The organism is Streptomyces barringtoniae (genome assembly GCF_020819595.1).
GTDB classification, from domain to species: Bacteria; Actinomycetota; Actinomycetes; order Streptomycetales; family Streptomycetaceae; genus Streptomyces; species Streptomyces barringtoniae.
Window position 1 is genome coordinate 63,007 of record NZ_JAJHNP010000024.1, and the last position, 22,829, is coordinate 85,835.

General features: G+C 72.0%; 17 protein-coding genes and 2 pseudogenes. 5 read left to right on the top strand and 14 right to left on the bottom strand.

All coding sequences use genetic code 11. The features are described from left to right. Window positions 1-11: 11 nt before the first annotated feature. From LMU33_RS33865 to LMU33_RS33885, 5 genes are all read right to left on the bottom strand, one after another. A complete protein-coding gene (locus LMU33_RS33865) occupies window positions 12-665 on the bottom strand; it encodes a SurA N-terminal domain-containing protein (protein ID WP_228624642.1) in 654 nt (217 codons plus the stop codon). 139 nt (window positions 666-804) lie between these two features. Continuing rightward, window positions 805-1,632 (bottom strand): glycoside hydrolase domain-containing protein, encoded by an 828-nt coding sequence (locus LMU33_RS33870; protein WP_228624644.1) that lies wholly within the window; start codon window positions 1,630-1,632, stop codon window positions 805-807. Window positions 1,633-1,714: 82 nt separating this feature from the next. Beyond that, window positions 1,715-3,208, bottom strand: a complete 1,494-nt coding sequence (locus tag LMU33_RS33875) for a serine/threonine-protein kinase (protein ID WP_283844259.1) — start codon at window positions 3,206-3,208, stop codon at window positions 1,715-1,717. 38 nt (window positions 3,209-3,246) lie between these two features. Further along, entirely contained in the window at window positions 3,247-3,885 is a 639-nt protein-coding gene (locus LMU33_RS33880; protein ID WP_228624647.1) for a hypothetical protein, read from the bottom strand. Window positions 3,886-3,996: 111 nt separating this feature from the next. Beyond that, window positions 3,997-6,327: an N-6 DNA methylase gene (locus LMU33_RS33885; protein WP_228624649.1), complete on the bottom strand. Its 2,331-nt coding sequence runs from the start codon at window positions 6,325-6,327 to the stop codon at window positions 3,997-3,999. A gap of 185 nt (window positions 6,328-6,512) precedes the next feature. On the opposite strand from LMU33_RS33885, the gene LMU33_RS33890 reads away from it, so the two are divergent. Beyond that, complete coding sequence (locus tag LMU33_RS33890; protein ID WP_228624651.1) at window positions 6,513-7,187, top strand: Rv1352/Rv1906c domain-containing protein; 675 nt, start codon at window positions 6,513-6,515, stop codon at window positions 7,185-7,187. 224 nt (window positions 7,188-7,411) lie between these two features. After that, window positions 7,412-8,131 carry a hypothetical protein gene (locus LMU33_RS33895; RefSeq protein ID WP_228624653.1) on the top strand — a complete coding sequence of 240 codons (720 nt, stop codon included), beginning with the start codon at window positions 7,412-7,414 and terminating at the stop codon, window positions 8,129-8,131. 44 nt (window positions 8,132-8,175) lie between these two features. Here the strand turns inward: LMU33_RS33895 and LMU33_RS33900 are convergent. The 6 genes and pseudogenes from LMU33_RS33900 to LMU33_RS33925 all read right to left on the bottom strand — a co-directional run. After that, window positions 8,176-8,295 (bottom strand): annotated as a pseudogene (locus LMU33_RS33900) (N-acetyltransferase); the annotation flags it as partial. 36 nt (window positions 8,296-8,331) lie between these two features. Further along, entirely contained in the window at window positions 8,332-9,057 is a 726-nt protein-coding gene (locus LMU33_RS33905) for an HNH endonuclease family protein (protein ID WP_228624655.1), read from the bottom strand. 234 nt (window positions 9,058-9,291) lie between these two features. Continuing rightward, window positions 9,292-9,404 (bottom strand): annotated as a pseudogene (locus LMU33_RS33910) (MerR family DNA-binding transcriptional regulator); the annotation flags it as partial. A gap of 23 nt (window positions 9,405-9,427) precedes the next feature. Next, window positions 9,428-12,961 (bottom strand): transcription-repair coupling factor, encoded by a 3,534-nt coding sequence (gene mfd / locus LMU33_RS33915; RefSeq protein ID WP_228624657.1) that lies wholly within the window; start codon window positions 12,959-12,961, stop codon window positions 9,428-9,430. 251 nt (window positions 12,962-13,212) lie between these two features. Then, entirely contained in the window at window positions 13,213-15,795 is a 2,583-nt protein-coding gene (locus tag LMU33_RS33920; protein WP_228624659.1) for an ABC transporter permease, read from the bottom strand. After that, the gene (locus LMU33_RS33925; protein WP_228624661.1) at window positions 15,792-16,580 is read right to left on the bottom strand and encodes an ABC transporter ATP-binding protein; all 789 of its coding nucleotides are present in this window, start codon (window positions 16,578-16,580) and stop codon (window positions 15,792-15,794) included. The genes LMU33_RS33920 and LMU33_RS33925 overlap by 4 nt, the downstream gene beginning before the upstream one ends. A gap of 421 nt (window positions 16,581-17,001) precedes the next feature. Between LMU33_RS33925 and LMU33_RS33930 the strand changes: the two genes are divergently transcribed. The 3 genes from LMU33_RS33930 (at window position 17,002) to LMU33_RS33940 (ending at window position 20,869) form a co-directional block, all read left to right on the top strand. Then, the gene (locus LMU33_RS33930) at window positions 17,002-18,507 is read left to right on the top strand and encodes an MFS transporter (protein WP_228624663.1); all 1,506 of its coding nucleotides are present in this window, start codon (window positions 17,002-17,004) and stop codon (window positions 18,505-18,507) included. Window positions 18,508-18,719: 212 nt separating this feature from the next. Beyond that, window positions 18,720-19,226, top strand: coding sequence for a DUF485 domain-containing protein (locus tag LMU33_RS33935; RefSeq protein ID WP_228624665.1), 507 nt, complete (start codon window positions 18,720-18,722; stop codon window positions 19,224-19,226). Next, complete coding sequence (locus LMU33_RS33940; RefSeq protein ID WP_228624667.1) at window positions 19,223-20,869, top strand: sodium/solute symporter; 1,647 nt, start codon at window positions 19,223-19,225, stop codon at window positions 20,867-20,869. The genes LMU33_RS33935 and LMU33_RS33940 overlap by 4 nt, the downstream gene beginning before the upstream one ends. Window positions 20,870-21,214: 345 nt before the next feature. Here LMU33_RS33940 and LMU33_RS33945 read toward each other — a convergent pair whose 3' ends face one another. From LMU33_RS33945 to LMU33_RS41775, 3 genes are all read right to left on the bottom strand, one after another. Further along, window positions 21,215-22,102: a cellulose-binding protein gene (locus tag LMU33_RS33945; protein WP_228624669.1), complete on the bottom strand. Its 888-nt coding sequence runs from the start codon at window positions 22,100-22,102 to the stop codon at window positions 21,215-21,217. 96 nt (window positions 22,103-22,198) lie between these two features. Further along, on the bottom strand, window positions 22,199-22,648 hold the full coding sequence (locus tag LMU33_RS33950) for an EthD family reductase (RefSeq protein ID WP_228624671.1): 450 nt from the start codon (window positions 22,646-22,648) through the stop codon (window positions 22,199-22,201). Then, the gene (locus tag LMU33_RS41775; RefSeq protein WP_228624673.1) at window positions 22,566-22,772 is read right to left on the bottom strand and encodes a dihydrofolate reductase family protein; all 207 of its coding nucleotides are present in this window, start codon (window positions 22,770-22,772) and stop codon (window positions 22,566-22,568) included. Before LMU33_RS41775 ends, LMU33_RS33950 begins: the two co-directional genes overlap by 83 nt. Between the last annotated feature and the right edge of the window lie 57 nt (window positions 22,773-22,829).

The window sequence follows — 22,829 nt, forward strand, 5'->3', positions numbered from 1 at the left end:
GACCGGCTGCCCTATGCCGTAACCGGCTGCCCGCCCGACGCCGTCGTGACCTCCCGCACCCACGGCGTCTTCGCGTCCACGCGGCTGCTCTTCTGCACGTCCCAGGCGCCGTAGCGTGGGTTGACGTCGATGCGCAGTTCGCGGGAGGCCTTGGACAGTGCCTTCCAGAAGGCCGGCTGGGTGGTGTCGGTGCCGAGCTGCAGGGCCAGCTTCTGCGCCTCCAGCTGGAGCCGGAGGTTGTCGTCGAGGTGGGCCGGGGCGATGCCGTACTTCTGCAGCCAGGCCGTCTGCAGCCCCTTGGCGCCGCCGGCCTGCTGCTCCAGCCCGGCGCGCATCTGCTCGACCTCCTTGCGGCTGACCGTGATGCCCGCGTCCTGTGCGGCGCGGTGCAGCACCCGGTCGAGGACCATGTTGTGCAGGGTGTCCCGGGTGAGACTGCTGGTGGAGGCGAGGACCTGCTGGTACTGGGCCTCGTCCGGAACCGCGGCGCGCTGTGCCCTGCGGACCTCGTCGACCCGGCTCTCCAGCTGGGCGACGGTGATCCGCTGCCCGCCGACGACGGCCGCGGCACCCGCGTGCGCATCGTTTCCGCAGGCGGTCAGCAGGGGTGCCGCGGCGGCGATCGCGGCGGTGAGGAGGAGCGCGGTGCGACGGCGGCGGTGCAAGGAAACCTCCCGAGGAGATTGTGCGACGGTGCACAAAGTCTTGCGGTGATCGATGGTAGGCAGTGGGCAGGCCGTGGCCAACCCATTCGACCAACGATTCGCACGCGCTTCGGGCACCGCCGCGCGCGCCGCCCACGGATCAGCCGGTGATCGCCACCGGCGCGTCCCACGCGTCACGGTCGACGGTGAGCGTGATCCCGCCGTGCGACTCCTTGCTGTTGACCATGTACTGATGGCCGCGGCTGTGGTTGGTGAACTGGGTGGAGCCCCACGGCCAGTCCGCCGTCGTCGTGTTGTTCTTGTCCCACAGCGCGTACCAGAGGTTGCCCGGCAGGTCCGTCTTGTCGGTGGCGGTGGCGATGGCCTTGGCGCTGGAACTGCTGAAGCCGTAGTAGCCGGCGCGGTACGTCTTGGCGTGCAGCCCCTTGTCGAAGGCGCGCACATACGTCAGCACGGCGTCGTTGCACGACGTGTTCGTGGTGTCGTACGCCTCCATGTCGAGGTAGATCGCGCTGCCCGCCTTCATGCCCAGGGCGGAGGCCCTGGCCACGGCGTCGGCGGCGTCCGTCGCCCCGAGGGAGGCGGCGGTGGCGGAGGTCAGCTTCTCCGGGTTGGAACCGGACTGGCAGGGCGGCTGCGCGCCGACGTAGATCGGGACGAGCTTCCAGCCGAGGGAGCTGACCGACTTCACCCAGGAGGCGGTGAGGTTGGGCTGGGCGCAGCCCCGGTTCCTGCCGCCCACGTAGACGGCGGCGGCACCGTAGAAGCCGGTGTGCCAGGCCTTCATCGTGGACAGCGAGGGCGCGGTGCAGGTGTCGAACGCACGCCCGGTGAAGGTCTTCTGTGCGGGCCACGCGGTGGCGGCCATGGAGGTCTGGGCGGCTATACCGGCGCCCGCGACGACGGCCGCCCCGGCCACCGCCCACGTGATGTATCTGCGCTTCTTCGACTGCCGATGGCCGGCCATGAATCCCACCCCTGGTGCGTGCGTGTCCTACGTCGATGCCGTGCCACGGCAGTTCACAGGAACCTCCCGGGCAACGGCATATTTAACCGCGCACCTGTCCGAGCCACTGCAGGGTGCGCCGGATCTCCAGGGCCATCGGATAACCGGGGCCGTGCAGCCGCTCCACGTCCATCAGCAGCCGGGCGAGGGTGTCGTGGGCGGACGGCCGGTCGCCGAGGGCGAGCAGCAGATGGCCGATGCGCCGGCGGACGTCGTGGGCGAGCTGCGGGTCGCCGGAGACGTACTGGTTCTCGTAGTACGGCAGCAGCGCGCGGTACTCGGCGAGCGCGGCGGCCGGCTGGCCCAGCTGCTCCAGGCACTGCGCGGCCTCGTAGCGGTAGCGCAGGGACTGCGGGTCGGCCTGGCCGGCCTCGGCGGCGCGTTCGTCGGCGAGGCGGCGCAGTTCGGGCAGCGCGCGCCGGTACTGGCCGTCGTCCATGAGCGTGGCCGCGTACTGCTTGCGCAGGGTGCGCACGACCGGGGAGTGCTCGCCGTGCTGCTCGGCGGCGGCGGGCAGGATCGCGCCCAGGATGTCCACGGCCTGGGTGATGCGCCCCTCCCCCAGCAGCCGCTTGACCTCGTCCACGGCGGCGGCGACGTCGGGCTTCTCGGCCACCGGCGGCGCCGGCGCGACGGGGGCGGGCTGGTGCGCGGGGGTTCGCGCGCGGTCCGGCCAGGGGGCGTGCGGGCGCAGGAAGGGGCGCGTGGGGTCCAGGGGCGCCCCGGTGGGCGTCCCGCGCGCGGGCAGGAGCGCCGCCAGGTCCTCGTACACCTCCTGCGCGGACGCCGGCCGGTGCTGCGGGTCCTTGGCGAGCAGGCGCAGCACGAGCCGCTCCAGCGCCTCGGGGACCTCGGGGCGGATACGGCGTACGGGCAGCGGCGGCTCGTACAGGTGCCGGTGCAGCACCCCGAGCGCCGTCGAGCCCGCGAACGGGACGTCGCCGCTGAGCAGTTCGTGCAACAGCACCCCGAGCGCGTACAGGTCGGTGTACGGGCCGACCGCGCCGCCCATCGCCTGTTCCGGCGCCATGTAGGCGGGCGAGCCGATCGGGGAGCCGGTGTGGGTCAGGCGGGTGGTGTCGGTGTCCATGACCGAGGCCACGCCCAGGTCGAGCACGGTGACCGTGCCGTCCTGCTTCACCATCACGTTGCGCGGCTTGAGGTCGCGGTGCACGATCGGCACGGCGTGCACGGCGCTCAGCACGGCGCACAGTTGCGCGGCCACCGCGACCGCCCACTGCCACGGGTACGGATCGTGTTCGGCGAGGTGGTCGGACAGGTCGGCGCCGTCGACGTACTGCATGACGAGGAACAACTCCTCGCCCTCGCTGCCCGCGTCGTGCACGGTCACCAGGCCGGGGTGGTCCACCTGCGCGGTCACCCGGCACTCGCGCATGAACCGGCGGCGCAGTTCGTCCGCCTCCTGGCCCGCCACCTTGTCGGGGCGCAGCAGCTTCACGGCCACGCGCCGGTCCAGCCGCCGGTCGTACGCCGTCCACACCTGGCCCATGCCGCCCTGTCCGATGAGCGTGGACAGTTCGTACCGGCCGGCGACGACACGTCCTGCCGCCACGCTCACCTTCCGCCCTCGTGACCGTCGTGCCGGCCGTCGTGCCGGCCGTCGTGCTGGCGCAGGTAGTCGCTCAGCTCGTCCAGTTCGGCGCGGACCTGCTCGATGTGGGTGGGCGCCGGGCGCTGGGGCGGTGCGGGCACGTGCGGCTGGGGCGCGGGGACGTGGGGCATCGGGGCCGGGACGTACGGGGGTTGCGGCGTGCTCGGCCTGCTCGGCGCGGTCGTCGCGGTGAACGGCGAGACGGGCTGGGGGTATGCGTAGCCCGGCCCCAACCGCACCTGCCCGGCGTAGGCCTGGCGGAGCCGATGGAAGTGGCGTATGTCCGCGTAGAGGTAGTAGGCGACGCAGGCGACGGCGTTCAGCAGCAGCATGCTCATGCCCAGATTGCCGTTCGCCGAGCTGAAGTCGTCGGTGTGGTCGGTGCTGAAGAGTGCGAAGCAGATACCGAGGACGGTCACGGATCCGCCGAAGAACCACCACTCGGCGGGCCTGCGGGTCACGATCGCCGCACGCAGCGGGGCCGCCCACGCCAGGAATCCGATGCTGAGGAACGCCAACGCCACGAAGATCACGCGCAACAGGACCAGCACCCCGGTCGAGGGTGGCTGCGGCGGAGGCGGCGCGTAGCCGTGGCCTTGCATGGCTGCTCCTGGAGGCCTGATGCGTACGGACGTGTGTGCTGAGTCCGAGCGTATAGGCCGCCAGGGACAGCCGGTCCCGGGTGTACCGAACCGTTGCCGCGCTCCGGGGCCTCAGTCCGGTGCCACCGTCCCGTCCGTCAGCCCGTCGTACATCCCGCGCACGAGTTGCTCGCCGAGCCGGCCCGCAAGCCGCAGCGCCCGCTCGAACTCCTCGAGTGCGCGGAAACGCGCGCCGTAGCGCCGTTGTTCGTCCAGCGGAAGCCGGGGCAGCTGCAGTCGGCGCACGTCCAGCCGGGTCGCGGTGGAGGCGTAGCTGCTGGCCTGCCGGTTGTTGGCGGTGCCGCGCAGGAACCCGGCGAGGAACCACGGGTCGAGCGCCGTGCGATCGGGGCGCAGCAGCACGAGGTTGCGCCCCAGGGCGGCGCCCCCCGTCGCGTCGTCGATCACGCGTGCCACCGAGCCGCCGCCCAGCACCGGTACGACGACGTCGCCCGGCTCGGTCAGCACAGCCTCCTCCTCGCTCTCCGGAAGCGTCCCGGAGGGCGCCGCTGCGGCGAGGACGTCGTGGTCGGTCAGGACGGGCACGCGCGCGTGGCCGCCGTTTCCTCCGGTGCGCATCATCAGCGCGCCCCCGCGCGCGAGTTCACCGATGGTGGTGAGCGGCCAGCGCGCGCCCGGTGCGGGGGCGGCGGGCGGCGGAGTGAGCTCGCCGGTCAGGCGCAGGGTCTCACCGAGGCGCTCGCGCACCGCCGCGAGCTGCTCCGCGCCGTCGGCCACGGCCGCCGGGGGCAGATGGCGGGCGGGGGCCAGGTCGACGTCGTCGTCGAGGAGTTCGATGACCGGCACGGAACGGGCGAGCCCCGGCCGATCCGTCGGCCGCCCCGCGCGCTCGAAGGCACGCCAGGCGTCCAGCACGGCCTCGCGCACGGCCGGCCAGTCCGGCCCGCCGCGTCCCTCCCCGGCGAACCTGCCGGTGTCCACGAGCAGCACCTCGGGCGACGCCGGGGTCCGGTCGGGCCGGCGCAGCACCCACACGTGCAGCGGGATGTTGTACGGCGGTGCCGCCCCGACCGGCAGCGCGACCACGGCCCGCAGCGCGCCCCGGCGCAGCAGGTCGGCGCGGATGCGGCGCCCGGAGCGACGGGAGGCGGCGGCCGGCGGCATGAGCAGCACGGCACAGCCGCCGTCGGCCAGCCGGGCCAGCGCGTGCTGCACCCAGGCCAGTTCGGACTCGGTGCGGGCCGGGAAGCCGTACTCCCAGCGGGGGTCGTAGGCGAGTTCGTCGTGGCCCCAGTTGCGCTCGTTGAACGGCGGATGGCACAGCACGGCGTCGGCGCGCAGCTCGGGGTGGGCGTCGGCGCGAAGGGTGTCGCCGACGGCTCCGCGTACGCCGGCCCGGGAGTGCAGGGCGAGCCGCAGCGCGGTGAGCGCGGCCAGGTCGGGCGCGCTGTCCTGGGCGTACAGCTCCTGGCCGGGGCGGGTGTCGACGGCCCGCAGCAGGGCGCCGGTGCCGCAGGCGGGGTCCAGGACGGTGCGGGCGGGGCCGGCGAGGTCGGCCATGAGTCCGGCGAGTTCGGCCGGGGTGAGCGTGTACTGGCGGGGGTTGGCGTCCAGGTGCCGGCCCAGCAGGAACTCGAAGGCCTGCCGCGCCCCGGTCTCGGCGGCCAGCTCGGCCGCTCCCCGCAGGAGCGGGGCGGAGGGGAGAAGTTGAGGGCCGGTGGGGGTGCGGAGGGCGGGGGTGCGGGGGGTGGGGGCGTTTGCGGTGGCGGCGCTTGAGGTGGGGGTGGTGGGAGTGCTGGGGGTGGCGGGGGTGGTGGGGGTACCGTGAACGGCGGTGGTCCTGTGAACAGCTGGTGGGGTGTTCACAGGCTGCTCGGCCGCTGAGGAGTTCACAGCGGGGGGCGTGAGCGCCGCGTTCACACTCGGCGTCGCGGGATCGGGGTTCACACCGGCGGTCCCAGGGGTCGCGTTCACACCCGGTACCGCGGCACCTGAGTTCACACCGGATGACCCCGGACCGCCACGCCCGGTCCGCCGCCCCCGCACGCTGCCGAAACGCGCCGCCAGCACCTCCTCCAGCGCGCCCGGCAGCGTCGCGGCGAGGCGCGCGTCGGAGCCTGCGCTCGCGTCGAGCCAGACGGTGGGGCGCTCGTGGATCAGCAGCAGGACGCAGCCGGCGTGCACCAGGGCGGTCAGCGGGCCCTCGGGATGTCCGACGAGCTGCTGCCAGACGCGTTCCCGCAGCGGGACCTCGGCGAGTTTGCCCTGCTTGCGCAGCCAGGCCTCGACCTCGGCGAGCGCGAAGGACGGGCTGGTCTCGGTGCCGCCGACCGGTTTGGGGAAATCGGCGTGCCTGCGGCGCCAGTTGCTGACGGCGGCCCGGCCCACTCCGGCGAGCCGGGCGATTCCGGCCGCGGTCACCTCTGTCGCGTTGTCCTGCACCGGCCCCGCTCCCCTCGTCCCGTGTGTGCCGAGCATACCGGCGTACACATGATCCGTGCATTCACGCCGTGTACTGCTCCACGCCTGTGAACCGTGTTGACTCGGTTCACAGGCTCTGCTCTTATTGACCCAGCGAACGAGTGGCCACCGGAGGGGGAGGCCGCCGCTTTGGGGAGGGATTCGCCATGGGCATGAAGGCCAAGGTCGCGCTGGGCGCCGTCGTGGGGGTCGTCGTCATCGGTGCCGTGTCGGCGAACGCCGGCAGCAGCGGCAAGGACGGCGGTTCCGGCGGCAGCGGCAAGGGCTCTTCCGCCTCCGCGGAGCACACGCACGGCGGCGCCAAGGACAAGAAAAAGGCCGCCGCCATCGCCGGCGACGGTGAGTACCAGGTCGGCTCGGACGTGAAGCCGGGCCTCTACCGCACCACCGGCAACACCGACGACATGTGCTACTGGGAGCGCGCCAAGGACGCGAAGGGCGAGATGGAGTCGCTGCTCGCCAACGACAACGTCACCGGTACGAGTTACGTGACCATCAAGCCCACCGACAAGATCTTCAAGTCCACCGGCTGCAAGGACTGGGAGGCCGTCGACCCCAAGGCGAAGGGCACGCCCGCTTCCTCGATGGACGGCGACGGCGGCATGTTCAAGGTCGGCACCGACATCGCGCCGGGCACCTACCGGTCGACCGGGAACACGGCCGACGACAACTGCTACTGGGAGCGCACCAAGGACGCCGCGCACGGGCTGAACTCGGTCATCGCCAACGACAACGTGACCGGCACGGCCGTCGTCACCATCAGCCCGAGTGACGCCTACTTCAAGACCAACGGCTGCGGCGACTGGAAGAAGACGGCCTGACCCGGGCCGTCCCACCGTCGCGCACCGCACACCGCTCCAACCGCGCACCGCACCGCACCCGCGCATCGCCCCCCACCGCGCACACGCGCACCGCACCTGTCCCACCGGCTCCGGCTGCCCGGGCCCGACCCCGCGCAGCCGGACCGGTCCGGACGCCGTACGACTTGCCGTTCGGCTCGCCGTACACACATCCCCGTACCACCCGGCTCTCCTGAAGGACTGTCATGCGCCTCACCCCCCGTGTCGCCACGCTCCTCGTCGTCGCGGCGCTCCCGCTGGCCCTCACCGCCTGTTCGTCCGGTTCCTCGTCCGACAACGGGGGCACCGGCGCCAAGCCGGCCAAGGCGAAGGACCTGAACGCCGGTCTCGCCACCGGTACGCAGCTGAAGAAGGCGCTGGCGCCGGCGTCGGTCTTCCCCTCCGGGTTCGCCCCCGAGGCCGACGGCGCCTCCGACAGCGGCGGCCAGTTCCTCTCCCCCGCCGACCGGAGCACCGCGAAGCCGGACTGCACCAGGCTGGAGAGCACGTCCTGGATACAGGTGACCGGCTTCAAGGGAGGCGTGTCGTTCGCGCAGAACGACTACGTCAACCACGACAAGACCGAGGAAGTGGCGCAGGAGGTCGACGCGTTCCAGGGCACCACGGCGAACGCGGTGATGAAGCAGCTGCAGACCGTCGCCGGCGAGTGCGCCGGCTTCACGGACACCGACGCGCACGCCAAGGTGAAGCTCGCGGGCACGTCCACGGCCGGGCTCGGGGACGAGGCCTACACGATGACGCTGACGAGCGGTGTGTGGCAGAACGGCTCCACCCTCATCGCGGCTCGTTCCGGCAATTCCGTGATCACCGTGCTGTCCACGGCGGGCACGGACAACGGAGCCGCCACCGCGAAGAAGGTGACGACGCGGATCCTGGACGGCCTGAAGAGCCTGAAGACCGCCTGACCGGGTAAGTGGACGCGGCACCCGCTCACAGCGGGTGCCGCGATTCACACGTTGGGCTCGGCGGAGACGGCGCGCCCCCGCTCCGGTTCGCAGCGGACCGGGGCCAGTGCACCGGGCACCTCGACGTCGTCCGCGGTGTCGAACGGCAGGCCGGTCCAGCGGCGTCACTCCCGGCTTCACGTCCCTCGGGCCGGCGCGGCTCAGCGGGCGCGGAAACGCTCCGGTGCCTTGGTGGGGTTGCCGCCCGTGGGGAGTTTCTGGGCGGGGCAGCCGCCGAGGACCTTCTTCATGGCGGCCTTCTCGGCGGCGGTGACCCACAGGCCGTACTTCTTCTTCACGGCGACCTGGGCGGCCACATAGGTGCAGCGGTACCTGCCGTTGGGTGGGAGCCAGGTGGCGGCGTCGCCGTCGCCCTTGCCGCGGTTGGTGCTCGCGTCGACCGCGATGAGGTTGAGGGGGTCGTTGGCCAGGGCTATGCGCTTGCTCGCGTCCCAGTACTTGGCGCCCTTCTGCCAGGCGTCGGAGAGGGGGACGACGTGGTCGATGTCGACCTGGCTGCGGCCGCGCCGGTAGGTGATGTCCTTGCCGGAGTAGGGGTCGGGCTCGAGCAGGCCGTAGGAGACCTTGCAGGTGCCGCCGGTGAACTTCACGTCCTTCAGGTCGCGTTTGAGTATGTCGTCGCGGGTGTCGCAGGAGTTGGCGTCGGTGTCCGCCCATGCGGTGCCGAAGCGGGTCCGGGAGTAACCGGTCTTCGGTGCCCGGCCCTTGACGGTCAGTGCGTCGACGGCGGCCAGGACCGCGCCGTTGCCCCCGCCCCCGCCCCCGCCCCCGGCACCGGGGGTGCCCTTGTTCTGCCCGGACTTGCAGCCGGCCACGGCGACCAGCACCGCCACGGCGGCGACCGCCCCACCCCTCAGACGCGCCACGGTGCGTCCCCCTTTGCTCGCCCGGGTCCGCCCGTCGGACACGGGCGGAATCGTTCCGTCCCTTACGGTAACCGCCGCGAGGTCCACTTCAGACGGGGGCCGAAGCGTTGTTTCCGGGCGACCGGTGGTCGAGTTGGGGCATGGCGGTGCCGTACGGGGGGAGCACGGCCGGCCCACGCGTGAGCCCGCTCACAACGGGCCGTCGGCGGCGGACACGAACGGGCGCACCGGGGGGAACACGCGGTAGCCGTTGGCGGCGCGTTCGGAAGTGATCAGGTCCGCCGGTTCGTAGTGGCGCAGGGCGCGCGGCGACGCGCCGGTCGCGCCGCCGGCTCACCGATCCTCATGCCCCCCTTCTTCCTTCCGGCTTCTACGACCCCAGGATCGAGGCGAGGAACTCCCCGACCCAGCCCAGCAGTTCACGGCCGACCAGCGGCTTGCCACCGACCTTCGCGGTCTTGGGGCGCGGGACCAGCACCTGGTGGACGGACGGCTTGATGACCGTGCCCGGGTACAGGCGCTTGACCCGCAGTTCCTGCGACTCGCGCAACTCCACCGGCGCGAAGCGGATGTTGGTGCCCTGCAGGACGATCTCGCCGACGCCGCAGGCGCGCGCGAGCATGCGCAGCCCGGCCACCAGCAGCAGGTTCTCCACCGGTTCGGGCAGCTTGCCGTATCGGTCGGTGAGTTCCTCGCGGACGGCCTTGATGTCCTCCTCGGAGTTGGCGGAGGCGATGGCGCGGTAGGCCTGCAGGCGCAGCCGCTCGCCGGGCGCGTAGTCGTGCGGGACGTGCGCGTCGACGGGCAGCTCGATCTTGACCTCGAGCGGCGGCTCCTCCTCGATCTCGCCGGTCTCCAGCTGGCGCCGGTAGTCGGCGACCGCCTCGCCGACCATGCGGACGTACAGGTCGAAGCCGACGCCGGCGATGTGCCCGGACTGCTCGCCGCCGAGCAGGTTGCCGGCGCCGCGGATCTCCAGGTCCTTCATCGCCACGTACATGCCCGCACCCATCTCGGTGTGCTGGGCGATGGTGGCCAGGCGTTCGTGCGCGGTCTCCGTCAGCGGCTTCTCCGGCGGGTAGAGGAAGTAGGCGTAACCGCGCTCGCGGCCGCGGCCGACCCGGCCGCGCAGCTGGTGCAGCTGGGACAGGCCGAAGGTGTCGCCGCGCTCCACGATGAGCGTGTTGGCGTTGGAGATGTCGATGCCGGACTCGACGATCGTGGTCGAGACGAGCACGTCGAACTTCTTCTCCCAGAAGTCGACGACGACCTGTTCCAGCGCCGACTCCGACATCTGGCCGTGGGCCGTGGCGATGCGTGCCTCGGGGACGATCTCGCGCAGGCGGGCCGCCGCGCGGTCGATGGACTCGACCCGGTTGTGGATGTAGAAGACCTGGCCTTCGCGCAGCAGTTCGCGGCGGATGGCCGCGCCGATCTGCCTCTCCTCGTACGGCCCGACGAAGGTGAGCACCGGGTGGCGCTCCTCGGGGGGCGTGGTGATCGTGGACATCTCGCGGATGCCGGTCACGGCCATCTCGAGGGTCCGGGGGATCGGGGTCGCGGACATCGTCAGCACGTCGACGTTCGCGCGGAGCTTCTTCAGCTGCTCCTTGTGCTCGACGCCGAAGCGCTGCTCCTCGTCGACGATGACCAGGCCCAGGTCCTTGAACCTGGTCTCGGAGGAGAACAGCCGGTGGGTGCCGATCACGACGTCCACCGCGCCCTCCTTCAGTCCCTCCAGGACGGCCTTGGCCTCGGTGTCGGTCTGGAAGCGGGAGAGTGCCTTGACGCTCACCGGGAACTGCGCGTACCGCTCGGAGAACGTCCCGAAGTGCTGCTGCACCAGCAGGGTCGTCGGCACCAGGACCGCGACCTGCTTTCCGTCCTGTACGGCCTTGAAGGCGGCCCGTACCGCGATCTCGGTCTTGCCGTAGCCGACGTCGCCGCAGATCAGGCGGTCCATGGGGACGGTCTTCTCCATGTCCTCCTTGACCTCGGCGATGGTGGTGAGCTGGTCCGGGGTCTCGGCGTAGGGGAAGGCGTCCTCCAGCTCGCGCTGCCAGGGGGTGTCGGTGCCGAAGGAGTGTCCGGGGGCGGCCATGCGGGCGCTGTAGAGCTTGATCAGGTCGGCGGCGATCTCCTTGACCGCCTTCTTCGCGCGTGCCTTGGTCTTCGTCCAGTCGGCGCCGCCCAGGCGGTGCAGGGTGGGTGCCTCGCCGCCGACGTACTTGGTGATCTGCTCCAGCTGGTCGGTGGGGATGTAGAGGCGGTCGCCGGGCTGGCCGCGCTTGGCGGGCGCGTACTCCACCACCAGGTACTCGCGGGTGGCGCCCTGCACCGTGCGCTGCACCATCTCGATGTAGCGGCCGACGCCGTGCTGTTCGTGGACGATGTAGTCGCCCGACTCCAGGGTGAGCGGGTCGATGGTCTTGCGGCGCCGGGCCGGCATCCGGGCGCCCTCGCGGCCGGTCGCGCGCTGGCCGGACAGGTCGGTCTCGGTGAGCACGGCCAGCTTCAGTGCCGCGTCCACGAAGCCGTACTCGATGGAGCCGCAGGAGACGTGCACCACCGACGGGCTCAGCTCGCCGAGGTCGGCGTCCATGCGGGCGGCGATGCCCTCGTTGCCGAGCACCTCGACCGTGCGGGCGGCCGGGCCGTGGCCCTCGGTGACGAACACGGTGCGCCAGCCGTCGGCGAGCCAGCCCTTGGTGTCGGCGAGGGCCCGCGCGGTGTCGCCGCGGTAGGTCTCGGGCGCGTGCATGCCGAGCTTGAGGGTGTCCGCGTCGAGTTCCTCGTCGGCGGCGAACGGGGACACCGACCACCACATCATGTCCAGCTCGCGCGCGCGGTCACGGACGTCGGCGATGGACCACAGGGAGGCGGCGCCGACGTCGATCGGGGCCTCGCCGCCGCCGGCGGTGGCCGCCCAGGAGGCCTGCAGGAACTCCTGGGAGGTGGCCACGAGGTCGGCGGCACGCGTGCGTACCCGCTCGGGGTCGCAGACCACGGCCATCGCGCCCTCGGGCAGCACGTCGAGCAGCAGCTCCATGTCGTCCACCAGGACGGGGGCGAGGGACTCCATGCCCTCGACCGCGATGCCCTCGGCGATCTTGTTCAGGAGTTCGCCCAGCTCCGGGTGTTCCTCGGCGAGGGCACGCGCGCGTGCACGGACGTCGTCGGTGAGCAGCAGCTCGCGGCACGGCGGTGCCCACAGACCGTGCTCGGCGACCTCCAGGGAGCGCTGGTCGGCGACCTTGAAGTAGCGGATCTCCTCGACGTCGTCGCCCCAGAACTCCACGCGCAGCGGGTGTTCCTCGGTGGGCGGGAAGACGTCCAGGATGCCGCCGCGCACGGCGAACTCGCCGCGCTTCTCGACGAGCTCCACGCGCGCGTAGGCGGCGGCCGCGAGGGCTTCCACGACGTCGTTCAGGTCGGCGGTCCGGCCGGTCCTCAGGGACACCGGTTCCAGGTCGCCGAGGCCCTTGACCTGCGGCTGCAGCACGGAGCGCACGGGTGCGACGACGACGGAGACGGGGCCGGTCTCGGGGTCGTCGGTGCTGGGGTGGGCCAGGCGCCGCAGGACGGCGAGGCGGCGGCCGACGGTGTCGCTGCGCGGGCTGAGCCGCTCGTGCGGGAGGGTCTCCCAGGAGGGGTACTCCACGACGCCCTCTTCGGGCAGCAGCGAGCGCAGGGCCGACGCCAGGTCCTCGGCCTCGCGGCCCGTGGCCGTGACCGCGAGCACCGGGCGGCCCGCCTCGCGGGCGAGGGCGGCGACCGTGAAGGGGCGGGCCGCCGGGGGGCCGACGAGGTCGATGTGCATGCGGTTGCCGTCCGCGGCCGCCGTGATCGCTTCCGCGAGGGCGGGGTCCTTGACGACGGCGTCGAGCAGACCGTGCAGGCTCATGGAGGGGCTTTCCGTCCGGTGGTGGGCAACGCGAATAACCCGACGCGTGTGACGGCCGGGGGTGTCCAGCGTACGACTCCGCCGGGATTGGCGCCGGGGCCTGTGGACAACCCCTGTTTCCCCCGACGGCAGAAGCACCCGGTTGACGACAGAAGAACCCGGTGCCGGGCAGTCCGAAGACTCCCCGGCACCGGGCTTCTCCCCCGCAACCCCCGTGTGCGGTGGTCGTGGCGCCGGTCCAGCCTGTGCGGCTACTCCGTCGCGATGGCGTTCAGGACGTTCATGCGGCCCGCCCGGAACGCCGGGATCAGCGCGGCGAACAGGCCCACGAAGGCCGAGCCGATGAAGACGGCGGTGATCGTCGGCCAGGGGATCTCGAGAATCTTCAGGCCCTGGAGGGCGAGGAGCTTCTGGGCGGTCGCGCCCCAGCCCATGCCCAGGCCGAGGCCGAGCAGGGCGCCGAAGACGGCGATCACCACGGACTCCAGGCGGATCATGCGGCGCAGCTGGCGGCGCGAGAGGCCGATGGCCCGCATCAGCCCGATCTCCCGGGTCCGCTCGACCACCGACAGGGCCAGGGTGTTCACCACGCCCAGGACCGCGACGATGATCGCCAGGGCCAGCAGGCCGTAGATCATGTTCAGCAGCTGGCCGATCTGGTCCTTCAGCGCCTTCTTGTAGTCGGTCTGGTCGCGCACGGTGTACTGCGGGTAGTCGTCGTGCAGGGCCGCCTTCAGCGCCTTGTAGGCGGCGGCCTGCCGGCCTTCCTTGGCGCTGGCGAAGACCAGTTCGTCCAGCGGCATCCTCTCGGCGGGGACGTACTTGGCGAGCGTGGCGATGGAGGTGTACTTGGCGCCCTGGTCGATCACGTCGTCGCTGCTGGTGATCGCGCGGACCGTCAGGTGGGCCGTGGCGCCGTCCCGGAACGCGACGGTGATCTTCGAGCCGAGGCGGATGCCGTGGGCCTTGGCGAACTTCTCGTGGACGGACATCGAGTCGGGCAGGTAGGCGTCCTTGAGGTTCCCGGCGACGGTCTTCTTGCGCAGGTCGGTCGCGTACGTCGGGTCGGCCGCCGTGATGTCGGTGTCCTTGAGCGTCTGACCGTCCGGGGTGGTGTAGTCGGCCACGGTCGTCCGGTACTCGGTGACCCGCGCGAGGTCCGGGGTGTTCTTGATGACCTTGACGGCCTGCGGGTTGATGCGCTGGCCGTTGTCGCCCTGGATGATGAAGTCCGTGCCGACGGTCTTGTCGAGCTGGTCGGTGGCGGAGGCCACCATGGAGGAGCCGACCACCGACAGGCAGGCCACCAGGGCCAGGCCGATCATCAGGGCCGCGCCGGTGGCGCCGGTGCGGCGCGGGTTGCGCAGCGCGTTGCGCTCGGCCATCCGGCCCACGGGACCGAACATCCGCAGCATGACCGCGCCGAGGATCCGGACCAGTCCGGCGGCCAGCAGCGGGCCGATGACGACGAAGCCGATCAGCGTGGCGACCACGCCCAGGCCCAGCCAGCCCGACCCGGCCTTGGCCTTGTCGGCGCTCGCGGCGACGTACAGGCTCCAGCCGCCGGCGGCGGTGAGGAGCAGCCCGATCACCGCGCGGACGGTGCCGGCCCTGGCGTCGGCCGGGGCGCCGGCGTCGCGCAGGGCGGCCATCGGGGAGACCTTGCCGGCGCGCCGCGCGGGCAGGTAGGCGGCCAGGACGGTGACCACGACACCGAGGAGCAGGCCGACCACCGGGGTCGTCCAGGCGACGGTCAGGTCGTCGGTGGACAGATGCATGCCCATCGTGCCCATGAGCTTCATCAGGCCGACCGCGATGCCGACGCCCGCGCCGACGCCGAGCGCGGAGCCGATCACGCCGAGCAGCAGCGCCTCGATCAGCACGGACCGGTTGACCTGCTTGCGGGAGGAGCCGATGGCGCGCATCAGGCCGATCTCGCGGGTGCGCTGGGCGACCAGCATGGAGAAGGTGTTGATGATCAGGAAGATGCCGACGAGGAAGGCGATCCCGGCGAAGCCGAGCATCGCGTACTTCATGACGTTCAGGAAGCTCTCGACGCTCTTCTGGTTGGCGTCGGCGACCTCCTTGGCGGTCTGCACCTTGTAGCCGTGGCCGAGGGCGACTGTGACGTTCTTCTTCAGCTGGTCGTTCGTCACGCCCTGGGCGGCGGTGACGTTGACGTTGGTGTACACACCCGTCCGGCCGACCAGCGTCTGCTGGGCGGTCCTGGTGTCCAGGTAGAAGATCGCCGCGCCGGGGTTGGTGACCTTGAAGGCGGCGATGCCGGACACGCGCGCGTGGTGGGTGCCGACGACCGAGATCATGCCGATGTCGTCGCCGAGCTTCAGGTCGTGCTTGGCGGCGGTGTCCTCGTCGACCATGACCTGGTCCGGGCCCTTGGGCGCCGCACCGGAGGTGATCTTCATGGTGCGGGCGTCGTTGCCGTTCCAGCTGCCGACGATGGTCGGCGCACCGCTGCTCGGCGAGAGCTTGTCCTTCTTGGCGTCGATGACGGTGACCGAGGTGGAGAACACCGTGCCCTCGGCCTTGCGCACGCCGTGGGCCTGCCGGACCCTGCCGACGACGGAGGCCGGCATGACCGGCGGCTTGCCGGTGCGGGAGGTGGTCTCACCGGTGTCGGAGGAGCCCTTGGCGCTGACCGTCACGTCCGAGGACGTGGCCTGGAAGAGTTTGTCGAAGGTGGTGTTCATCGTGTCGGTGAACACCAGCGTGCCGCACACGAACGCCACCGACAGCAGGACGGCGATCGCCGACAGCGCCATCCGGCCCTTGTGCGCGAAGAAGTTGCGCATGGAGGTCTTCAGGACGGTCATGACGTGCGCCCCCGGGCGTCGAAGTCCTTCATGCGGTCCAGGACCTGATCGGCCGTCGGCTGGTACATCTCGTCGACGATCCGGCCGTCGGCGAGGTACAGCACGCGGTCGGCGTAGGACGCGGCGACGGGGTCGTGGGTGACCATCACGATGGTCTGGCCGAGTTCGTCCACCGACCGGCGCAGGAAGCCCAGGACTTCGGCGCCGGCGCGCGAGTCGAGGTTTCCGGTCGGCTCGTCCCCGAAGATGATCTCCGGGCGGGCGGCGAGGGCGCGGGCCACGGCGACGCGCTGCTGCTGGCCGCCGGAGAGCTGGGTCGGCCGGTGCTTGAGCCGTCCGGCGAGCCCGACGGTCTCCACCACGCGCTCCAGCCAGGCCTTGTCCGGCTTGCGTCCGGCGATGTCCATGGGCAGCGTGATGTTCTCGAGGGCGTTCAGCGTCGGCAGCAGGTTGAACGCCTGGAAGATGAAGCCGATCCGGTCCCGGCGCAGTTGGGTGAGCTTCTTGTCCTTCAGGCCGGTGATCTCGGTCTCGTCCAGGTAGATCTTGCCGCTGGTGACGGTGTCGAGCCCGGCGAGGCAGTGCATGAGCGTGGACTTGCCGGACCCCGAGGGGCCCATGATGGCGGTGAACTGACCCCGCGCGATGTCCACGTCGACGTGGTCGAGGGCGACGACACGGGTCTCGCCGGCCCCGTACGCCTTCACGACCTGCCGCGCCCGCGCGGCAACGGCCGTACGCCCTCCAGTGCCCCCGTGCCTGGGAATGGTCACAGCCGATGTCACGGTATATCTCCTATGTCGGTCGGCAAATCGGTGAGTGGTGCCCCGGCTTGGCGGGGCGTCGTCTCTGGGTACGTCGTCGAGTCTCGCGGGCGGCGGGGCCCTCGCGCGCTGGTGCGAAGCCCCCTCTTTCCCGGGGGAAAACCCCACCCCGCCGGTGTGGTCTGCCGCCCCCCAGCGGCGTAAAGCCAGGTTAAGGACCAGGCCCCGCCCCTCTCGTCCTCCGCCGGGACGAACCCTCCCCGAGCCGTAGTACGGAGATACCCCTAGGGGTGCTCCACCCCCGGGCGGAGCCGTCCTCGGGGTCGTCTCCACCCTTCGGCGCGGAAAGCCTCCACCCTGCCGTCGCGTCAGGGTCAAGTTCCGGCTGCCGTGGGAAGCTGTCGTAGCGGAAATAGGTGCAAGGGGCACGGGAGGGGATCCGGTGGGGGGTACGACACCCGCGATACGCGGTGACGAGGTCCGCGGGCAGGACACCCCGCGCCGGGGTGCCGTCGTCGCCGCGCTGATGCTGGCGATGGCACTGGCCGCGCTCGACGCCACCATCGTCTCCACGGCCGTACCGCAGATCGTCGGCGACCTCGGCGGGTTCTCCGTCTTCTCCTGGCTCTTCTCCGGCTATCTGCTCGCCGTGACCGTCACCCTCCCCGTCTACGGCAAGCTGTCCGACACCTTCGGCCGCAAGCCGGTGCTGGTGACGGGCGCGGCCGTGTTCCTGCTGGGCTCGCTGCTGTGCGCGGGCGCCTGGAACATGGCGGCGCTGATCGCGTTCCGGATCGTGCAGGGGCTGGGCGGCGGGGCGTTGCAGGGCACCGTGCAGACGCTGGCCGCCGATCTGTATCCGCTGGCCGAGCGGCCGAAGATCCAGTCCAAGCTGTCCACGGTGTGGGCGGTGTCGGCGGTCGCGGGGCCGGGACTCGGCGGGGTGCTCGCCGCGTACGCCGACTGGCGCTGGATCTTCCTGATCAACCTGCCGATCGGCGCCGCCGCCCTGTGGCTGATCGTCCGTCATCTGCACGAGCCCGGGCGGGAGGCACCGGAAGACGGCGCCCACGCGCGCGTGGACTGGGCGGGCGCGCTCGCGGTGTTCGCGTGCGGCGGGGCGCTGCTGACCGCGCTGGTGCAGGGCGGGGTCGCCTGGCCGTGGCTGTCGGCGCCCTCGCTCACGCTCTTCGGCACGGGCCTGGCGCTGGCCGGTGTGGTGGTCGTGGTGGAGCGGCGGGCGGCGCAGCCGATCATCCCCGGGTGGGTGTGGCGGCGCCGGACGATCGCGGCGGTCAACCTGGCGCTCGGCGCGCTGGGGCTGCTGATGGTGGCGCCGAGCGTGTTCCTGCCGACGTACGCGCAGTCGGTGCTCGGACTCACGCCCGTGGCAGCCGGTTTCGTGCTGTCGGTGTGGACGCTCACCTGGCCGGTGTCCGCGGCGCTCAGCCAGCACGTCTACCGCCGCATCGGCTTCCGCGACACCGCGCTGCTCGGCATCGGTGCGGCCGCGCTGATCCTGTGCGCGTTCCCCCTCCTGCCCTACCCCGGCTCATGGTGGCAGCCGACGCTGCTGATGCTCCTGCTGGGCGCGGCGCTCGGGCTGTTCCAGCTGCCGCTGATCGTCGGGGTGCAGTCGACGGTGGGCTGGTCGGAGCGGGGCACCACGACCGCGTCCGTGCTGTTCTGCCGGCAGACCGGACAGACCCTCGGCGCCTCGCTGTTCGGCGCCGTCGCCAACGGGGTGCTTGCCGCACGGCTGGGCGGGGCGGGCGATCTGGACTCCGTCACGCGCGCGTTGGACGCCGGCACGGCCCCCGAGGCGACCCGGCACGCGATCGCCGACGCGGTGCACGCGGTGTACCTCGGCGCGGCGGCCGCGGCGACTCTGGCCTTCCTGGTGCTGCTTCTCGTCGCGCCGCGGCGGTTCCCGGTGCGCGAGGAGTGACCCCGCCCGCCGGTGTCCACCGCGACAGCGCAGGTTAACGCCGGTAACTCGCCCCCTCGGAGCGGGTTTCGCCGTAGTAAGCGCATACCGACTGGCCAGTTTGGTGAAACCGCCGCGCGGCCCGGAACGCGCGAGTAGCGTGCGTGGCTCCACACCCCCCACCCTCCCTGCGGTCCGCCGCCACGGACCCGAGCCACGCAAGGAGTCCCGGGATGTCCTACGACCCGCCGCGCCCGTCGTACGCCCCGCCCCATTCGTCCTACGAGCCGCCCCACCGGCCGTACGACCCGCCCCACCCCGCCTACGGCCCACCGCTCCCCTACGACCCACCACCCCCCGCCTCCCTCACCTACCCCTGGCAACCACCGCCCCCGCGGCCCGCCCGCCCGGACCGCCGGCCGGCCCGTGAACCCCTCGGCCACCACAGCGACCTACGGGTGCTGCGCAGCGCCTACCGCTGGCAGCGGCGTACGGCCACGCTCACCGCGCTGGGCTACTTCACCCTGTTCCTGGTGCTGTCCGCGTCCGCGCCCGGCGTGATGACGCGCCCGGTCGCCGACGGCATCCCCGCCGGTCTCCTGCTCGCCCTGATCCAACTCCCGGTCACCTGGCTCGCGATCGCGCTGTACGAGCACACCGCGCGCCGGCACGTCGACCCGCTCGCGGACCGCATTCGCAAGGAGGCCGAACTGAACGCACGCCGAGGAGCCGCCCGATGACCGCCGCCGCCGGCACTCCGGCCGTGGGGGGCTTCGCCGGTTTCAGCGGCACGGGCCAGTCCATGTCCCTGGTCGCCTTCTCCACCGTCGCCACGGTGACCCTGCTGCTGTGCGTGATGACCGGCCCCGACCGCGACGACCTCGACGAGTTCTACACCGGCTACGGCTCCCTGTCCCCGCTGCGCAACGGCCTCGCCATCGCGGGGGACTACATCTCCGCGGCCACCGTCCTCGGCACCGGCGGAGTGATCGCCCTGTGCGGCTACGACGGAGTCGTCCTCGCCCTGAGCACCGCGCTGTCGCTGATGCTGCTGATGTTCCTGCTGGCCGAACCGCTGCGCAACGCGGGCCGGTTCACCATGGGCGACGCGCTCGCCCGCCGGCTGCCGGGACGCAGCGTGCGCATGACGGCCTGCGCGGTGACGATCGCCGCGCTGCTGCCGCTGATGCTGGTCCAGCTCGCCGGAACCGGGCAGCTGATGGCGTTCATCCTGGGCTTCACCGACGAGTCGCTGAAGACCGCGTGCGTCGTCGGCCTGGGCGCCCTGATGATCGCCTACGCGGCGATCGGCGGCATGAAGGGCACCGCGCTCATCCAGATCCTGAAGATCGTGATGCTGGTCGGGTCGGGCGCCGTGGTGGCCGTGCTGATCCTGCGCCGCTTCGACTGGGATCCGGGCGCGCTGTTCACCGCGGCCTCGCGGCAGAGCGGCGCGGGGCCGGCCTTCCTGAACTCCGGGCTGCAGTTCGGCACATCGGGCAGGTCACGCCTGGACATGATCGCCTCGGAACTGACGGTGGTGCTCGGCGGCGCCTGCCTGCCGCACATCACCATGCGCATGTACACCGCCTCCAGCGCCCGCCAGGTGCGCCGCTCGATGTCCTGGGCGGTGTCGATCGTCGCCCTGTTCGTACTGGTCATCACGGTGGTCGGGTTCGGCGCCACGGCGCTGGTCGGCCGTGCCGTGATCGCCGGGGCCGATCCGCAGGGCAACACCGCGTACCTGCTGGGCTCGCGGGCGGTGTTCGGCACGGACGTGTCCACGGCGGAGACCTTCCTGTTCACCATGGTGACGACGGCGATCTTCCTGACGCTGCTCGCGTCGGTCGCCGGGATGATCCTCGCCTGCGCCAACTCCCTCGCCCACGACGTGTTCGCGGCCCGCGTGCAGGAGATGCCGGCCCCGCGCGAGATGGCCCTCGCCCGCGTCTCGGCGCTCGCCATAGGCGTGCCGACGATCCTGCTCGCCACGATGGTGCAGCACCACAGCCTGCAGCCCCTGGTGACGCTCTCCTTCTGCCTGGGCGCCTCGGCCATAGCGCCCGCCCTGGTGTACGGGCTGTTCTGGCGCCGCTACACCCGCAGCGGGCTGCTCGCGACGCTGATCGGGGGCACGCTGACCGTGCTGCTGCTCATGCCGGGCACCAACCTGGTCTCCGGCTCACCGGTCTCGGCCTTCCCGCACGCCGACTTCAACTGGTTCCCGTTCACCACGACCGGCATCGTCTCCATCCCGGCCGGCTTCCTCTTCGGCTGGCTCGGCACCATCGCCTCGGGCCGCACCAAGGCGGAGCAACAGCGGCACCAGTACGAGGCGGTGGAGGGGCGGATCCTGGCGGGCGCGGTACGGAAGGACAGTTGATCGCAGGCGCCCGGCGGCTTGGGCTGGGCGCGGGGCTCGGCTGGACCGGGGGCGCGGCCTGGCGCGGGAGCCTCGCGGTCGGCGCGGGTACGCGAACCCCGCGGAGAGCCTCGCAGCCGACCCGGGTGCACGAACCGAGCAAGGAGCCTCACAGCCGACCCAGGTGCACGAACCGAGCAAGGAGCCTCACAGCCGACCCAGGTACGCGAACCACGCCGATAGCCTCGCGGCCGACCCGGGTGCACGAACCGAGCGTGCGGCCCCGGCTCACAACTCCTGGTGCGCGATACCGGAAAGTTCGGACTCCGTGCCGGCCGACCGGAGTCGGAGGCCCAAGGGGCGGCGCTAGTCCAGGGCGGCTCCGCCGGTCAGGGAGATCAGGCTGCTGCGGACCTCGTCCATGGTCGCCTGGACGACGTCCCACGTCTCGCCGTGCTCGCGCAGCACCTGTTCCGTCTGCCGGGCGATGCGTTCCTCGCGCACGCGCGCGCCGGCGATGATCTCGGCGGCACGCGCGTGTGCCTCTTCCTGGCTGCGGCGCGCGTACTCCTCGGCCTCCCCGAGGGCCCGCTCGGCGTCTGACAGCGCGGCCTCGGCCCGGCCGGCCCGCTCGGCGTGCCGGGCGTCCAGTGCGGCGATCCGCTGGGCCTCCTCGCGCTCGACCTCGGCCCACTGCTCGGCGTACACCCGGGACTGCTCGGCGAGCATGCCGGTGGTGCGCTGCCGTACCTCGCGCAACGCGGTGAGCGCCTCCGAGCGTTCTTCCTTCACTGCGCGCCGGGCGCCGACGCGGATGTCGTCGGCCTCGGTGCGCGCGGCAAGGAGAAGCCGGCGGGCGCATTCGTCGGCTTCCGCGCGGAGCGCGTCCGCCGCTTCCTGCGCCTGTCGGCGTACGCTCTCGGCGTGCGCTTCGGCCTGCGCGACGTGCTCGTGCGCTGCACGCCGCGTGCGCTCGCGGAGGTCCTCCGCCTCCTCCACCACCAGCTGGAACAGACGCCGGGCACCCTCCCCGAGCGACTCGTAATCCTGCGGGGGGAGCTGGGCGACGACCTCGCGCATCCGCGCGGCCTCCGCCTCCATGTCCTTGGCGAGCACGGTCAGCCGCGCGGCCCGTTCCCACGCGGCGTCGCGGTCGTACGACAACTCCTCCATGTACGCGTCGACCTGACCGGGGCGGTAGCCGCGCCCCCGGACGGTCACGAAGCCGTGCGGCGGCATCGATGCGCTGCTCACCGTGGGAACCCCTCTCCACCGGACATACACGACAGGATGATTTCGCGCACATCTTGATGGATCGGGTGTAAGTGTGCATAACGCGACACTCCGCAGTCACGTCACGCTCCGAGTCCCGTACTTCGCGATCGGTGCGGCGAACAGGGCCGGCTGCAGCACGTCCTCCTCAAGGATGATGATCATGCTGCGGGCGGGCGCCGGCTCCGCCGGCCGCGCCGCGTCCACCGCCGTCGCGCGCCCCTCGGGCGAGGCGAACGCCGCGCGCAGCTCTGCCGCCGAGTCCCACTCCAGCGTCGCGACCAGGCAGTACGGCACACCCCCGCGCACCGGCGCCGCCTCCCGGCCGAGCCTGCAGCGGCGCAGACCGGGCAGCCGCGGGCCGAGCGGGATGTGCACCTCGCGCTGGTGCCGTCGAAGGCCCGGGCGTCGGCAGGGGTCTCGTACAGGGCGAGGAAACCGGCCGTCACCGTGCCGCCCTCCCAGGACGCGTGAGGACGGCGGCGCCCACCCGTTCGGCCGACAGGCACTCCGGCCCGGCCGGCTCACGCCCGGCCGGGAACAGCCGCCGGCCCTGCCCCGGCACGACCGGGAAGGTCGGCAGCCGCTCCTCGTCCACCACGTCCCACGGACGCGCGCGTGGCGTCGTAGCGGTCCCGCGCTCGAGGTCCACCGGCCCATCGTGCCCTCCACACGCGCGTGGAGGGCACGATCCGCCGAGGTCCGATCG